The organism is Sagittula sp. MA-2, from assembly GCF_030126985.1.
Lineage (GTDB): Bacteria > Pseudomonadota > Alphaproteobacteria > Rhodobacterales > Rhodobacteraceae > Sagittula.
The window spans coordinates 3138278-3151541 of record NZ_CP126145.1; the positions used below are offsets into that span (position 1 = coordinate 3138278).

Consider the following 13264-nt stretch of genomic DNA (forward strand, 5'->3'; position numbering starts at 1 on the left):
GAGACACACATGACCGAGACAACCGTCCTGGAGACCATCGAAACCCTTTCCTCCGCCGAGGACATCTTCACCTACCTGCTGCTGCCGTTCGATCAGGAGGTGCTGAACGTCTCCCGCCTGCACATCATGCGCCGGTTCGGCAGCTACCTGCGGGACCTGGACCTCGCCGGGCAGGACGAGGATGCGATCTTCCTCGCCGCCCGGGCGGAACTGAAGCGCGCCTATGGCGACTTCGTCGAGAGCACGCCGCTGAAGGAAAAGGTCTTCAAGGTGTTCCGCGACGAGGAAGCCAAGCTGAAGGCGAAGTTCGTGGTCATCGACAGCCTGAAGGTGGCGCAATGATCCGCGCGGCGGCGCTCTGTCTGCTGACGGGGGCGGCGCAGGCCGACCCGATGCTGCTGGCCGCCGCCTCCACCGGCGCGGCTCTGGACGCCGCCATCGAGCAGAGCGGCATCGCCGCGCTGACCAGCTACGGCGCCTCCGGCCTGCTGGCGCGGCAGATCGAACAGGGCGCACCGGCGGACCTCTTCGTGTCGGCCAATCCGAAGTGGATGGGCCACCTCGTTGAGGCGGGCCTTGTCGCGGGCGACGCCGTGCGTGTCCTGATGTCCAACCGGCTGGTGCTGATCGCCCCGTCCGGTTCGCGGGTCACCCCCGACACCCTGGCCGCCGCCCTAGAAGGCGAGGTCTTCGCCATGGCCGATCCGGAAACAGCCCCCGTGGGCGCCTACGGCAAGGCGGCGCTTGAAAGCCTCGGCCTCTGGGACGAGGTCACGCCCGCCTTCGTGCCGATGCGCAACACGCTGGCCACCGTCGCCGCCGTGGCGCAGGGCGAGGCGGCGCTTGGCCTGGTCTATGCCTCGGACGCGGCCGGACAGCCGGGCATCGCCGTGGTCTGGCAGATCCCCGAGGACAGCCATCCGCCGATCCGTTACCTCGTGGCCCCGGTCGCGCAGGGTGACGATCCGGAAGGCGCTTCGGCGCTGATGGCCTTCCTCGTGTCGCCTGCCGGTCAGGCCGTGCTGGCCGCGCAGGGCTTTGTCACCCTGCCCGCAACCGTCCCGGCGGAGGGCTCATGACCCTGACGCAGGTGGAAATCGACGCGCTGACCTTGTCGCTGAACGCCTCGGCGCTCGCCGTCCTGTGGTCGCTGCCTCCGGCCATCGCGCTGGGGTGGCTGCTGGGCACGCGGCGCTTCCCCGGCCATGGCCTTGTGAATGCCGTGGTCCACCTGCCGCTCGTCCTGCCGCCGGTGCTGCTGGGCTACCTGCTGCTGGTGCTCCTGGGGCGGAACGGCCCGCTTGGCGGTTTCCTTTGGACACAGTTCGGCCTGCGCATCGCCTTCTCCGAGTCGGCGGTGGTGATCGCCTGCGCGGTGGTGGGCTTTCCCCTGATGGTCCGCGCCATCCGCCAGTCCGCCGAGGGCATAGACCCGCGGCTGGGCCGCGCCGCCCGGTCCCTCGGCGCGTCCGAGATCCGGATCTTCGCCACCGTCACCCTGCCGCTGATGGCGCCGGGCATCCTTGCCGGTCTGACGCTGGCCTTCGCCCGCGCGGTGGGCGAATTCGGCGCGACGATCACGCTGGCGGGCAACATTCCCGGCCGCACGCAGACCCTGCCGCTTGCCCTGTTCTCCGTCACGCAAAGCCCCGGCGGCGAAGACGCGGCCTTGCGCCTGTGCCTGCTGTCGCTGGCCCTTGCGGGCGCCGCGCTGATGGCATCGGAGGCCGTGTCGCGCCGCCTGTCACCGCAGGGAGAGCCCGCATGATCGAGATCCGCCTCGACCACCGGCAGGGCGATTTCCGCCTCACCCTCGACCTTGCGCTGGAGGCCACCGGCATCATCGGGCTGATCGGGCGCTCCGGCTCCGGCAAGTCGACGCTGTTCAACTGCCTGGCCGGACACGTCCGCCCGACCCGCGGCTGCATCGCTCTGAAGGGTCGCGCGCTCTATGCCTCGGACCACGGGGTGAATGTCCCCGCCGCGCAGCGCCGGATCGGCCTCGTGTTTCAGGACGGGCTGCTGTTCCCGCACATGAGCGTCGCCCGCAACCTCGCCTTCGGAGCGCGCAACAGGGGCACCGACTTCTGGCACGAGGTGATCGGGGCGCTGGATCTCGGGCACCTGATGGCCGCCCGCCCCGCCCGCCTGTCCGGCGGAGAACGCCAGCGCGCCGCCATCGCCCGCGCACTGATGGCCGAACCGGAGCTGCTGCTTCTGGACGAACCCGTCTCGGCCCTCGACCCGGGGCTGAAGGCGCGCACGCTCGACCTGATCGCGCGCGTGCAGGAACGCACCCGGATCCCGATGATCCTCATCTCCCACGCACCCGAAGAGGTCGGCCGCCTCTGCGACCGCACGGTGACGCTGAACGGCGGGCGCATCCAGTCGGTCGCCACGCGCAACGCGACACCGGTTTTTCCGGCCCTCGCCCCCACCGGTGCCATCAGGTGTGCCACATGACGCCCCGATCGCCCACGAAACGCGCAGCAACGCCGCTTTCTCTGCCGCCCGGACCTGCGCGGCCCCCCGTTCAACCGCCCCGGATGTAAGGTGACGACGATGGAAATGCTTCAGGGACTCAGCCAGCGCCAGACGCAGACCATGAGCGGGCAGATGCTGCATTCGCTGACCATCCTCGGCATGTCGTCCGAGGAACTCTCCGACTACCTCGCGGAGCGCGCGCAGGCCAACCCCTGCGTCGCCTATCGCCCGCCGGCCGCCTTCACCCGCGCGCGCTCGGAAGACTTCGACGCCGTGGCGGCCATCGCCTCCGACCGGCCGAGCCTTCTGGCGCATGTCGCAGAGCAGATCGAACTGGCCTTCCCGCAGACCGCCGACCGGCTGATCGCCCTGCGCTTTGCCGAGGCGCTGGAACCCACCGGCTGGCTCGGACAGCCCGTCGACACCATCGCCATGCTGGCCAACGTGCCGGAGGCGCGCGCCCTGCGCATCCTCGACCGGCTGCAGTCCTTCGAACCTGCCGGCCTCTTTGCCCGGAACCTCGCGGAATGCCTGACGCTTCAGGCGCGCGAGGCCGACCTGCTGACATGGGAGGTCGAGACGCTGCTGGCCAACCTCGACCTCGTGGCGAAGAACCGGCTGAAGGAACTGGCCGACCTCTGCGACTGCGAGACATCGGACATCCCCGACATCATGGCGCAGCTCAAGGGGCTGAACCCCAAGCCGGGGCTGGCCTTCGACCACACGCCCGCGCCGGTCCTTCCGCCGGATCTCATCGCCACGAAGGGGCCGGACGGCTGGACGGTGGAACTGAACCGCGCCACGTCTGCCACGATCACCGTGCAGGAGGACCGCCTTGCCGACGGCACCGCCAGCACGGAGGCCCGCGCCGCCCGCCGCCGCGCGCTGGCCGAGGCGCGCTCTCTGGCGCAGGCGCTGGAACGCCGCGGCGACACGCTCCTGCGCACCGCGGCCGTGCTGGTGGCGCGGCAGGCGCACTTCCTCGACCGCGGCCCGGCGTATCTCGCACCCCTGACGCTGGAGGACGTGGCCGCAGAGCTTGGCCTGCACGCCTCCACCATCAGCCGCGCCGTATCGGGCCGGATGATCCAGACTCCAACACGCGCCCTGCCGCTGCGCGCCTTCTTTGCCCGCGCGGTGGGCAGCAGCCACGACAACGACGGCGTCTCGCGCGACAGCGCGCTGCAGTTCGTCCGGCGCGCGGTGGAACGGGAAGACCCGGAAAACCCGCTGTCGGACGGGGCCATCGTCGACCTTGCCGAACGGTCAGGCCTGCGCATCGCACGCCGCACGGTAACGAAGTACCGCCTGTCTCTCGGGCTCGGCTCTTCCTACGACCGCCGGAGGCAGGCGCTTGCCCGCAAGCGATGACCGAACGACCCACGGAATCACTCAGGTTCGGAAGGGGCCGGCACCCGTAGCCCGTGCCCTTCCCCCGCTGGCGATCCGCCCGGAAATTGCGCAGTCCTGGCGCAAATTCCGGGCCATCCGGGGGCTCACCCGGCGAAACGCCACCGCCCGCTCCCGCCAGGACCTCTCGGCATGGTAGAACAGTCAACGGAGGAAAGCGCCGGACCGCAAGAGCGGGCCGGTGAGACGACAAAGACTGCCGACGGGAGGAGCCGAGACGTCCTGACAGAGGGGTCCCAGATGGGCTGCATCATCCAAGACGACAAGACGGCCAAGACAAACGGCGCCGGGGAACGGCGCACCGGGAGGACCACCGCCGGCACAGGCCCCGAAACCGCGGGCATGGACCGGCTGGCGCTCGACGCGATCTACGAGATCGCCAAGACCTTCACTGCGGCGCCCGACCCGATCCAGGTCGTGCCCGATATCCTGAACGTGCTTTCGTCCTTCCTCGACCTGCGGCACGGCGTCCTGGCGCTGCTGACGGACCCGGAGACCGACGTGCCGGGCCAGCGCAACCCCTATTCCATCGCCGCCACCGCGTTCTCGCGGGATGCGACCGCACCCGCCTCCGAAGTGCTGCCGGACAGGGTGGCACGGGTGGTGTTCAGCTCCGGCGTGCCGCTGGTGTCCTTCGACCTCGCCGCGGAGTTCGGCGAGGACGCCGTGCCGACCCGCCTGCGCGGAGAAGGCCAGACGCTGATCGCCGTGCCCCTGCGCGACCCGGAACAAAGCCACTTCGTGCTGGGCCTGCTCTGCGCCTTCCGCAGCCACGCGGACGCGCGCGCCGGACTGTCGGACATCGACGTGCGGGTGCTGACCATGGTCGCCTCGCTGCTGGAACAGGCGCTGCGCTTCCGCCGCCGGATCGCCAAGGACCGCGACCGGGCGCTTTCGGACACCCGCCGCCTGATCCAGTCGCTGCGCGAACAGTCGGGCGAGACGCCGGGGCCGGTCAGCTTCGACGGCATCATCGGCGACAGCCCGGCGATCTCCGACGTGATCCAGCAGGTCAAGCGCGTCGCCCCCAAGCGGACGCCGGTCCTGCTGCGCGGCGAATCCGGCACCGGCAAGGAGCTGTTCGCCCGCGCCGTGCACAGCCAGTCGAAACGGCAGAAAGGCCCCTTCGTCCGCGTCAACTGCGCGGCCCTGTCGGAAACCCTGCTGGAATCGGAACTCTTCGGCCACGAGAAAGGCGCCTTCACCGGGGCGGCCCAGCTCAAGAAGGGCCGGTTCGAGCTGGCCGACGGCGGGACGCTGTTCCTCGACGAGATCGGCGAAATCAGCCCGACCTTCCAGACGAAACTGCTGCGGGTGCTCCAGGAAGGCGAGTTCGAACGCGTCGGCGGCACGAAGACCATGAAGGTCGACGTCCGCATCGTCGCCGCCACCAACCGCGATCTCGAAGCGGCGGTGGCCAAGGGCGACTTCCGCGCCGACCTCTACTTCCGCATCTGCGTCGTACCGATCGTGCTGCCCCCGCTGCGCGACCGGCCCAGCGACATCCGGCCGCTCGCGCAGCTGTTCCTCGACCAGTTCAACAGGTCGAACGGCACGAAGGTGCGTTTCGCCGCCGACGCCTTCGACACGATCTGCAAGTGCAAGTTTCCCGGCAATGTCCGCGAACTGGAGAATTGCGTGAACCGTGCCGCCGCCCTGTCGGACGGCGAAATCGTGCTGGGGCAGGAACTTGCATGCCGGCAGGGCACCTGCCTCTCGGCCGATCTGTGGCGTCTTCAGGACGGCGGATCGCCCATCGGCGGCCTCGCCTCGGGCCAGGTCGTCACCCCCGCCATTCGCCGCCCCGCGCCCCCGCCCGCGACCGAACCTGAACCCGCAAGTTTCCCCGAGGACCCGGCGCCCTTCGGACCCAGGAAGACCGCCAACACCGCCCGTGAAGAGCTGATCGCCGCCATGGAAGAAGCCGGCTGGGTCAAGGCCAAGGCCGCCCGCCTCCTCGGCCTGACACCGCGCCAGATCGCCTACGCACTTCAGAAACACGGCATCGAAGTACGCAGGATCTGACTGCTCCCCCTCTGGACGCGATCAAAAGGTGTGCTGCGCACCCGGTATTAGCGCGCTGCGCGCGCCGCCGCCTCCGGCGGGAGTATTTGCAAAGCAAAGAAGCCTCGGACCGTGCCCTGCTTCTTTGCTTCCGAAATACTCCGGGGAGCGCGAGGGGCTGGCCCCTCGCCTGCACGACACCGGGTCGGGCGCTGCGTTCAGGACGGCAACCAGTCCGGATCGGTGTCCGTCTTGAACGGGAAGTAAGGGCGGAAGAAACGGGCGTCGTCTACCGTCGCCGCAACGGAAGGCCTGGTGAGCAGCCGCTTGCGGTAGCTGTGCAAAGCCCGCAGGTCCATCGGGATCGGGTGCACCCAATGCGCATAGAACAGCGCCGGGGCCGCGGCGCAGTCGGCGATGCCGAAGGCACCTGCGGCCCAGTCCCGGCCCGTCATCCATCCGTCCAGCCATCGATAGGCCTGGGTCATCTTCTCCCGTACCTCCGCCACGCCAAACGCATCTCGACAGGTTTCGGGGCGCAGTTCGTTCAGCACGATGCGCCCCACCGGCGCGTTCAGGTAGTCGTCGAAGACGGCATCCATCTGCCGCGCTTCGATGGCCGCGTCCCTGTCCTTTGGCACCATGGGGGCGGCCTCGCCCAGCCCGTCGAGATATTCGACGATCGCGGCGCTTTCGATCACCACATGGCCGTCGTGATCCAGCACAGGGAACTGGCCGGTGGGCGCGGCTTCCCGGCAGAAGGCCTGGTGCTCCGGCTGCGTGGGATCGACGGTGCGCGCGTCCCAGTCCAGCCCTCTTTCGCGCAGAGCGATGTAGACCTTCCAGCAATGAGACGAGAACGGGTGGCCGTAGATCGCGATCATGACAGGCGCTCCCGGCCTAAGGTCCGCTCGATGGCACCGTCCTGCAAGCTGGCCCTGTGCTCGCGGCCGGCTGCTCCGCGCTCCCCGTCAGAGCAGACGATCTGCCCGGTGCAGGCGACGTGGGTCGCCCCCTCGTCCGCCGGGGTCAGTTCCGGCGGCCCCAGCGTCACCGGATGCTGCGCCCCTTCGACCCGCATGTCGTAGGCACAGACCGGCCGCCTGCCGGGTTCGAGCACGCAATGGCACGCGGCAGGGCGCGACTGCCTGCCCGAGGGGAAGCGCCCTTCCGGCGCCTCCTCGCCGCCGGGGCGCAAGTCCATGCGGCCGTCCGCCAGCCCCCTGCCCGCGGGTCCGGTGAACCGGCGCGCCTTCCGGTCAGGGCCCGGCCATGCGGCAAATACCCGGGCTGCCGGTGCCTTCCATCGCCGCCGGATCGGGAACGTCCCGTGGTCGGGCGCCTTACCCATCGCCATCCTCCTCAAGCATCGCGCCCAGAGCATCGAACCGCTCCTCCCAGAGCATCCGCCGCGCCCGCAGCCAGCCTTCGACCTGCGCCACGGCCTTGCGCGAGATCCGGCACTGGCGCACCCGGCCGACCTTCTCCGTCTCCACCAGTCCCGACGCCTCCAGCACCTGGATGTGCTGGTGGATCGCCGACAGCGTCGCGTCGAAGGGGTGCGCCAGGGCGCTGACCGACCGCGGCCCCCGCGCAAGGCGGTCGAGGATCGCCCGGCGCGTTCCGTCGGACAGCGCGTGAAAGGCGCGGTCCAGATCCTTCGAATACTCAACCATGCGCTGAAGTTTCGGACCAAAGCCGACAATAGTCAAGTCATCGCTTGAGTATCGGCTTTCAGCAGAGGCCCCGGTTGTCCCCTATACGACAATCCCCTGCGCGGCACCGCTTGGCATCGACCTTGCTCAACGCTCACCGACGGACCGAACCATCAGGAAGGAAGCGCCATGAACGCGAACGTGATTTCCCTCGACGGGCTTGCCATCGGCTCGAAGGATGCCCTGACGAAGGCCATGGAGTCGGACGGCTGTTCGTCCTCGTCCTGCGGGTCTTCCGATGCGCCCGAGGACATGGACCCGGCCACCTGGGAAAAGGTGAAGGACCACCCCTGCTACTCGGAAGAGGCGCACCATTACTTCGCCCGGATGCACGTCGCCGTCGCGCCCGCCTGCAACATCCAGTGCAACTACTGCAACCGCAAGTACGACTGTGCCAACGAAAGCCGCCCCGGCGTGGTCTCGGAACGGCTGACGCCGGAGGCCGCCGCCCGCAAGGTGATCGCGGTCGCGAACGAGATCCCGCAGCTTTCGGTGCTGGGCATCGCCGGGCCGGGCGATTCCGCCTACGACTGGCGAAAGACGCGAGAGACCTTCCAGCGTGTCCACGCGCAGCTTCCCGACATCAAGCTCTGCCTGTCGACCAACGGCCTCGCCCTGCCCGACCACGTCGACGACCTGCTGGACATGAACATCGACCACGTCACGCTGACCATCAACATGATCGACCCGGAGGTGGGGACGAAGATCTATCCGTGGATCTTCTGGCAGCACAAGCGCCGCACCGGTCTGGAGGCCAGCCAGATCCTGCACGAGCGCCAGATGCAGTCGCTCGACATGCTGCACGAACGCGGCATTCTGGTGAAGGTGAACTCGGTGATGATCCCCGGCATCAACGACGCGCACCTGCTCGAGGTCAACCGGGAGGTGAAGAAGCGCGGCGCCTTCCTGCACAACATCATGCCGCTGATCTCGGCGCCGGAACACGGCACGGCCTTCGGGTTGAACGGTCAGCGCGGGCCCACCGCGCAGGAGCTGAAGAAGCTTCAGGACGCCTGTGCCGGTGGTGCCAACCTGATGAAGCATTGCCGCCAGTGCCGCGCCGATGCGGTGGGCCTTCTGGGCGAGGATCGGGGGCAGGAATTCACCATGGACCTCGTGCCGGACGCGGTCACCTACGACCCGACGAAGCGCGAGGCCTACCGTGCCTGGGTGGCGGAGGAGCGCGGCGAACGCCGGGTCGCCGCAGAGGAGGCGAAGGCCGAAACGCAGGCCGCCGTCGCCGCGGACGCCGGGGCCATGCTGATCGCCGTGGCCACCAAGGGCGGCGGGCGCATCAACCAGCATTTCGGCCATGCCACCGAGTTCCAGATCTTCGAGGTCGATGCGGAAGGCGTCCGTTTCGTCACCCACCGCCGTTGCGACAACTACTGCGTCGGCGGCTACGGCGAGGAGGAGAAGCTGGAACTGGTCATCAAGACGCTGGAGGGCATCGACACGATCCTCTGCGCCAAGATCGGCGACTGCCCGCGCGAGGACCTCGCCGCGGCCGGGATCGTGGCGATCCAGGATTTCGCCTACGAGTACATAGAAACCGCGGTGTCGGCGGTCTACCGCGCCAGATGCGGCCTGCCTGCGCTGGAGGCCGAGACCGCCTGACGTCACAAGGACCGCCGCGTCGCGCCTGCGCGCCGGCATGCAGGGTGGGGCTTTGCGCCACCCTCCGCCCCGACAGCCACGAGGAACCCCCATGGCCCTGACCATCGTCCAATCCAACTGCACCGTCTGCGGCGCCTGCGAGTTCGAATGCCCGAACGCCGCGATCTCCTTCAGCGACGACACCTACGTGATCGACCCGGCGCTCTGTACCGAGTGCAAGGGCAGTTTCGACACCCCGCAGTGCGCCGAGATCTGCCCGGTGCCCGAAACCTGCATCCCGGCCTGACCGGTGCCCGAAGGACCTGCCCCCGTGGACTGGCAGGGCGCGCCGCTCGACTGTGCGTCCTGCCGTTTCAACGCGCGCCTCGACCCGGGGCGCTGCGGCCTGGGCTGGTCCTGTGCGCACGACCGCTACGCCAAGCGGATCGAGCGCTTCTTCCTTCTGAACCGCGATCTCGCGGACGAATGCCTGACCCACCCCTATTTCGAGACGCGGGCCAATGCCGCACGGGCGGCTTCCGTCTTTCGCCTGCCGCGGCTGCTGGACGACGAGGATGCGGGCGTGCGCGGCATCGCCATCCTGCGCCTGCCCCCCTCACACGCGGAGCGCGCGCTTGGCGACGGCGACCGCCGGGTGCGCATCGCCGTGGCCCACCGGCTGCCGCAGGAACGGCTCTCCGCGATGACACATGACGCCGACAGCTACGTGCGCACCATCGTCGCGCGCCGGGCCGAACCGGGGCTGCTGCCGATGATGATCGCCGATCCCGACCCGGAAATTCGCCGGATCGTCGCCCGGCGCGTGATCGACCCGATGCTCGACCGCTTCCGCACCGATCCCGACCCACTTGTCCGGCGCGAGGCCGCCCTGCGCCGTCCCGCGCTGTTCATCGCCGACGAGGACCTCCGCGTGCGTCACGTGGTGGCCGAGAACGGCGGCCGGGCAGAAGCGGAGTTCCTCACCGGCGACCCCGACGATTTAATCCGTGAGACCGCCCGCGCCCGTCTCGCCCAGCTCCAGGAGGAAGCCTGATGTCCACCGACGACCGCGAGATCGAGGTCTACCGCGATCCGGCCTTCATGCCCGGCGACCGGGTCATCTCGAAGAAGAACGTCAGGAACGACGGCACCATGGCCGGCAAGGAGATCGGCGAAACCGTCGTGAAGAAGGGCGACGTGGGCTATGTCCGCGACATCGGCGTCTTCCTCCAGCAGTTCTATATCTACGCCGTCGATTTCGTCGACCGCGCCAGCATCGTCGGCATGCGCGAGCGCGAGCTGACCCCCGACGGCCAGCAAATCCGCCGCACCGAAGACCCGTCGGCGCTGCAGTCCCACATCGTCACCCGCCCATCGGCCCGAACGCGCGAGGAGCCCGCCGAATGAAAGTCATGATCCGCGAAACCCCCAAGGGGATGGAAGCCTACGTCCCCAAGAAGGACCTCGAGGAAATGATCGTCGAGACAGAGGTCCCCGGCCTCTGGGGCGGCTGGGCGCGGCTCGCGAACGGCTGGGTTTTCGCCATGCCCGCCTTCGACGAGCCCCCCGCCCTGCCGATCACCGTCGACGCCCGCCGCCTGACCGCCGGAGAGGACTGAGCCATGACCCCGCACGACCAACTCGAACAGGCGATGAACGAAGTCGCCTCGGGCCGGCGCATCGCCTACCTCGGTCCCGAGGTCGCGGCCCTGTCGGACACCGCCGCACCGACGACGCCGCAGGCGCTTTCGGCGCTGCTGGAAAGGCAAGTGCGGGCGCCCCGCCGCGCCGCCGGCAATCTCTGGGCCGTGGCGCAGTACATCGAAAGCCGCAAGTTCCGTGCCACGCTGAACAAGCTGGTGGAGGATGCCTTCGACACGCCCGCCGCCGGGTCCAACCCGGTGCATGACTGGCTGGCCCGCGTCGGCCCGCCGATGATCGTCGACACCTGGTACGACGACGGTTTGCTGCGCGCCTTCGCGGGCAAGCCGCACGGACTGGTGCAGGGCGTCAGCCGCAACGGCGAATGGATCGACATCTTCACCCGCGCCTACGATGCGGATGGCAACCAGGTGCCGGAGGCCAGCCCGGAGTGGGAGACGCTGATCTACAAACCCCACGGCATGGCGCGGAAGGGATCGTCCTTCCTGATGTCTGACAGCGACTACGTGGAGGTCCTGACGGAGATCGACATCCAGCGCCCGATTCCCGAGGACGTCACCCGCCGCCGCACCGGCCGGCCCTTCCTCTTCCTCGGCTGCCGGTTCGACGACCAGATGCTCCGCACCTTCGCCCGGCAGATCGCCAAGCGGTCCGCCCCCGGGCATGTCATGGTCATCCACGGACCGCTCACCCGGATGGAAGAGAAATTCGTGAAGGAAATGAACGCGCTGCACATCGACCTGCCATTGGAAGCCGTGGCAGAGGCGCTGACCGTTCCCGAAGGCTAGACGCGCAGACATCACCGGGCGGCCGGTGCCGGCACCGCGTCCCCGGGGGGCAGTTCCCACGCGGCTGCCTGCAACGCGCATCGCCCCGATGCCGCGGCCCAACAGACGCGAAAGGCCCTCTGCCATCACCGGCGAAGGGCCTTTTCGCTTTGCGTCCTGAAGGAGATGGTACCACCTCCCCGGCTCGAACGGGGGACCTCCTGATCCACAATCAGGCGCTCTAACCAACTGAGCTAAGGCGGCACTGGCAGGCGATTTACAAACTGCGCCCTTGGAATGCAAGCGCTAATCCCGGAAATTTTTTCCCCGCGGCGTGCTCAGGTCGATCTCCCAGGCCTGTTCCACCACGGGCACGCCGAAGCTGATTTTCGGCTCCGACCGGAGCAGCCGCCACCCGGTTGCTGCATAAAGCGCGCAGGCCGCCCGGTGGCTTTCATGCGTCCAGAGCACCATTCTAGCATACCCGGCCTGCCGCGCAAAGGCGAGGTTCTCGGCCAGCAGCCGCCGCCCCAGCCCCTTGCCGCGCGCCTCCGGCATCAGGAGGAACAGCCGCAGCTTTGCCGCATCGGGATCGTCGGAGCGGGCGCAGAATATGCTGCCCAGCCGGGCGCCGTCCTCCCACGCGATGAAGGCCCGTTCCCGCGCCGGATCGCGATGTGCGATGAAATCGTCAAGCACCTGCCGCACCAGCACCGGGAAGCTGTCGTCGAACCCCTCGTCCCGCGCATAGAGACGCCCGTGCTGGGTCACCAGCCAGTCCGCGTCGCCCTCGCCCAGATCGCGCAATTCCACCGTCATCGTCCCATCCTCCTGCGCTTGCATCAAAGCGCGGCGGTGGCTAACTGACAAGATCACCGCGAGGGACAGCCATGAGCATCAACGACGAAAGCGAAATCGAGGCCAACCTGCAGATCGGCCCGACCGACCTGGGCATGGTCCGGATGTACATCTTTGCCGGGGACTTGGAGATCCCGATGGACTTCGACCCCGAAGAGGCCGAGGACATCGCCGAGGAACTGCGCGCCGCCGCGGCGACCGCACGCGGCATGAAACCGAAGAAAAAGAAGCGCTGAACGCGGCGGCGCCGACCGCCGCCGCAACGGAACGCGCCGCGCCCTCAGCCCCAGCCGTCCAGCACCGCCCCCGGGTCGCGCAGGCCCTGCAGGCGCCGGGCGGCATGGAAGGCGAACTTCTGCATAAGCACCTTGCGCCGCGCGCCCGGCAGCTTCGATTCCGGCGACATGCGCAGGATCTCCGCATCGTAGCCGTCGGCGACGATAAGGCCGGTGCCCTCGGGCAGCAGGTCGGTCGGAAAATCCTGATCCACGGCCCAGAAGTAGCGGTCGCACCAGTCGAGGTAGCCCTGCCACTTGGCGTCGCACATAAAGTCCGCGCGCGAGGACTTGCATTCGACCACCCAAAGCTCTCCCTTCGGGCCAAGCGCCATCACGTCGACCCGCAGGCCGCGCTCGGGCACGAATTCCTCCACCGTGGCAAAGCCGTGTGTCGCGAGGTGGCGGCACACGCCCCGGGCCAGGAGCTGCCCCGGCATCAGGCCGGAATCCAACAGGGTGTCACGCAAATCCATGCTGAAAACATATGAAC

Annotated in this window: 18 protein-coding genes and 1 tRNA gene; 13 read left to right on the top strand and 6 right to left on the bottom strand. The window is 68.6% G+C overall.

Annotated features, from left to right (window positions below):
- Positions 1-9 precede the first annotated feature (9 nt).
- The 6 genes from nifW to nifA all read left to right on the top strand — a co-directional run bounded on the left by nifW (position 10) and on the right by nifA (position 5919).
- Positions 10-342, top strand: a complete 333-nt coding sequence (gene nifW / locus QNI11_RS15230) for a nitrogenase stabilizing/protective protein NifW (RefSeq protein WP_283980753.1) — start codon at positions 10-12, stop codon at positions 340-342.
- The gene (gene modA, locus QNI11_RS15235; RefSeq protein ID WP_283980754.1) at positions 339-1079 is read left to right on the top strand and encodes a molybdate ABC transporter substrate-binding protein; all 741 of its coding nucleotides are present in this window, start codon (positions 339-341) and stop codon (positions 1077-1079) included. Before nifW ends, modA begins: the two co-directional genes overlap by 4 nt.
- Positions 1076-1768, top strand: a complete 693-nt coding sequence (gene modB / locus QNI11_RS15240) for a molybdate ABC transporter permease subunit (protein WP_283980755.1) — start codon at positions 1076-1078, stop codon at positions 1766-1768. Before modA ends, modB begins: the two co-directional genes overlap by 4 nt.
- On the top strand, positions 1765-2463 hold the full coding sequence (locus tag QNI11_RS15245; RefSeq protein WP_283980756.1) for an ATP-binding cassette domain-containing protein: 699 nt from the start codon (positions 1765-1767) through the stop codon (positions 2461-2463). Before modB ends, QNI11_RS15245 begins: the two co-directional genes overlap by 4 nt.
- 99 nt (positions 2464-2562) lie before the next feature.
- Positions 2563-3855 carry an RNA polymerase factor sigma-54 gene (gene rpoN / locus QNI11_RS15250; RefSeq protein WP_100929768.1) on the top strand — a complete coding sequence of 431 codons (1293 nt, stop codon included), beginning with the start codon at positions 2563-2565 and terminating at the stop codon, positions 3853-3855.
- A 381-nt stretch (positions 3856-4236) separates the two neighbouring features.
- Positions 4237-5919: a nif-specific transcriptional activator NifA gene (gene nifA, locus QNI11_RS15255; protein WP_373418448.1), complete on the top strand. Its 1683-nt coding sequence runs from the start codon at positions 4237-4239 to the stop codon at positions 5917-5919.
- Positions 5920-6116: 197 nt separating this feature from the next.
- On the opposite strand, the gene QNI11_RS15260 is transcribed toward nifA, so the two are convergent.
- The 3 genes from QNI11_RS15260 to QNI11_RS15270 all read right to left on the bottom strand — a co-directional run bounded on the left by QNI11_RS15260 (position 6117) and on the right by QNI11_RS15270 (position 7574).
- Positions 6117-6782 (bottom strand): glutathione S-transferase family protein, encoded by a 666-nt coding sequence (locus tag QNI11_RS15260; protein ID WP_283980758.1) that lies wholly within the window; start codon positions 6780-6782, stop codon positions 6117-6119.
- On the bottom strand, positions 6779-7102 hold the full coding sequence (locus QNI11_RS15265; RefSeq protein ID WP_283980759.1) for a hypothetical protein: 324 nt from the start codon (positions 7100-7102) through the stop codon (positions 6779-6781). The genes QNI11_RS15260 and QNI11_RS15265 overlap by 4 nt, the downstream gene beginning before the upstream one ends.
- A gap of 139 nt (positions 7103-7241) precedes the next feature.
- Positions 7242-7574: a helix-turn-helix transcriptional regulator gene (locus tag QNI11_RS15270; RefSeq protein ID WP_283980760.1), complete on the bottom strand. Its 333-nt coding sequence runs from the start codon at positions 7572-7574 to the stop codon at positions 7242-7244.
- Positions 7575-7742: 168 nt separating this feature from the next.
- Here QNI11_RS15270 and nifB point away from each other — a divergent pair, with 168 nt between their 5' ends.
- The 6 genes from nifB to QNI11_RS15300 all read left to right on the top strand — a co-directional run bounded on the left by nifB (position 7743) and on the right by QNI11_RS15300 (position 11659).
- On the top strand, positions 7743-9230 hold the full coding sequence (nifB, locus tag QNI11_RS15275; RefSeq protein WP_283980761.1) for a nitrogenase cofactor biosynthesis protein NifB: 1488 nt from the start codon (positions 7743-7745) through the stop codon (positions 9228-9230).
- Positions 9231-9321: 91 nt separating this feature from the next.
- Complete coding sequence (locus tag QNI11_RS15280; RefSeq protein ID WP_100929763.1) at positions 9322-9516, top strand: 4Fe-4S binding protein; 195 nt, start codon at positions 9322-9324, stop codon at positions 9514-9516.
- 24 nt (positions 9517-9540) lie between these two features.
- Complete coding sequence (locus QNI11_RS15285; protein WP_283980762.1) at positions 9541-10263, top strand: 4Fe4S-binding leucine-rich repeat protein; 723 nt, start codon at positions 9541-9543, stop codon at positions 10261-10263.
- Positions 10263-10616 (top strand): nitrogen fixation protein NifZ, encoded by a 354-nt coding sequence (locus tag QNI11_RS15290; protein ID WP_100929761.1) that lies wholly within the window; start codon positions 10263-10265, stop codon positions 10614-10616. The genes QNI11_RS15285 and QNI11_RS15290 overlap by 1 nt, the downstream gene beginning before the upstream one ends.
- A complete protein-coding gene (gene nifT / locus QNI11_RS15295) occupies positions 10613-10828 on the top strand; it encodes a putative nitrogen fixation protein NifT (RefSeq protein ID WP_100929760.1) in 216 nt (71 codons plus the stop codon). The genes QNI11_RS15290 and nifT overlap by 4 nt, the downstream gene beginning before the upstream one ends.
- A 3-nt stretch (positions 10829-10831) precedes the next feature.
- The gene (locus QNI11_RS15300) at positions 10832-11659 is read left to right on the top strand and encodes an SIR2 family protein (RefSeq protein WP_283980763.1); all 828 of its coding nucleotides are present in this window, start codon (positions 10832-10834) and stop codon (positions 11657-11659) included.
- Positions 11660-11825: 166 nt separating this feature from the next.
- Here QNI11_RS15300 and QNI11_RS15305 read toward each other — a convergent pair.
- Together QNI11_RS15305 and QNI11_RS15310 are read right to left on the bottom strand one after the other, a co-directional pair.
- Positions 11826-11902, bottom strand: a tRNA-His gene (locus tag QNI11_RS15305).
- A gap of 42 nt (positions 11903-11944) precedes the next feature.
- Positions 11945-12457, bottom strand: coding sequence for a GNAT family N-acetyltransferase (locus tag QNI11_RS15310; protein WP_283980764.1), 513 nt, complete (start codon positions 12455-12457; stop codon positions 11945-11947).
- Between the two features lie 71 nt (positions 12458-12528).
- Between QNI11_RS15310 and QNI11_RS15315 the strand changes: the two genes are divergently transcribed.
- Positions 12529-12732 carry a DUF6324 family protein gene (locus QNI11_RS15315; RefSeq protein WP_100929757.1) on the top strand — a complete coding sequence of 68 codons (204 nt, stop codon included), beginning with the start codon at positions 12529-12531 and terminating at the stop codon, positions 12730-12732.
- Positions 12733-12776: 44 nt separating this feature from the next.
- Here QNI11_RS15315 and QNI11_RS15320 read toward each other — a convergent pair whose 3' ends face one another.
- Complete coding sequence (locus tag QNI11_RS15320) at positions 12777-13247, bottom strand: MmcB family DNA repair protein (RefSeq protein ID WP_283980765.1); 471 nt, start codon at positions 13245-13247, stop codon at positions 12777-12779.
- Positions 13248-13264 lie beyond the last annotated feature (17 nt).

Excerpts from the sequence above, each read along its gene's own strand:
- nifW (WP_283980753.1), top strand. The coding sequence starts at position 10 with ATGACCGAGACAACCGTCCTGGAGACCATCGAAACCCTTTCCTCCGCC.
- modA (WP_283980754.1), top strand. The coding sequence starts at position 339 with ATGATCCGCGCGGCGGCGCTCTGTCTGCTGACGGGGGCGGCGCAGGCC.
- modB (WP_283980755.1), top strand. The coding sequence starts at position 1,076 with ATGACCCTGACGCAGGTGGAAATCGACGCGCTGACCTTGTCGCTGAAC.
- QNI11_RS15245 (WP_283980756.1), top strand. The coding sequence starts at position 1,765 with ATGATCGAGATCCGCCTCGACCACCGGCAGGGCGATTTCCGCCTCACC.
- rpoN (WP_100929768.1), top strand. The coding sequence starts at position 2,563 with ATGGAAATGCTTCAGGGACTCAGCCAGCGCCAGACGCAGACCATGAGC.
- nifA (WP_373418448.1), top strand. The coding sequence starts at position 4,237 with ATGGACCGGCTGGCGCTCGACGCGATCTACGAGATCGCCAAGACCTTC.
- QNI11_RS15260 (WP_283980758.1), bottom strand. The coding sequence starts at position 6,782 with ATGATCGCGATCTACGGCCACCCGTTCTCGTCTCATTGCTGGAAGGTC.
- QNI11_RS15265 (WP_283980759.1), bottom strand. The coding sequence starts at position 7,102 with ATGGACTTGCGCCCCGGCGGCGAGGAGGCGCCGGAAGGGCGCTTCCCC.
- QNI11_RS15270 (WP_283980760.1), bottom strand. The coding sequence starts at position 7,574 with ATGGTTGAGTATTCGAAGGATCTGGACCGCGCCTTTCACGCGCTGTCC.
- nifB (WP_283980761.1), top strand. The coding sequence starts at position 7,743 with ATGAACGCGAACGTGATTTCCCTCGACGGGCTTGCCATCGGCTCGAAG.
- QNI11_RS15280 (WP_100929763.1), top strand. The coding sequence starts at position 9,322 with ATGGCCCTGACCATCGTCCAATCCAACTGCACCGTCTGCGGCGCCTGC.
- QNI11_RS15290 (WP_100929761.1), top strand. The coding sequence starts at position 10,263 with ATGTCCACCGACGACCGCGAGATCGAGGTCTACCGCGATCCGGCCTTC.
- nifT (WP_100929760.1), top strand. The coding sequence starts at position 10,613 with ATGAAAGTCATGATCCGCGAAACCCCCAAGGGGATGGAAGCCTACGTC.
- QNI11_RS15300 (WP_283980763.1), top strand. The coding sequence starts at position 10,832 with ATGACCCCGCACGACCAACTCGAACAGGCGATGAACGAAGTCGCCTCG.
- QNI11_RS15310 (WP_283980764.1), bottom strand. The coding sequence starts at position 12,457 with ATGACGGTGGAATTGCGCGATCTGGGCGAGGGCGACGCGGACTGGCTG.
- QNI11_RS15315 (WP_100929757.1), top strand. The coding sequence starts at position 12,529 with ATGAGCATCAACGACGAAAGCGAAATCGAGGCCAACCTGCAGATCGGC.
- QNI11_RS15320 (WP_283980765.1), bottom strand. The coding sequence starts at position 13,247 with ATGGATTTGCGTGACACCCTGTTGGATTCCGGCCTGATGCCGGGGCAG.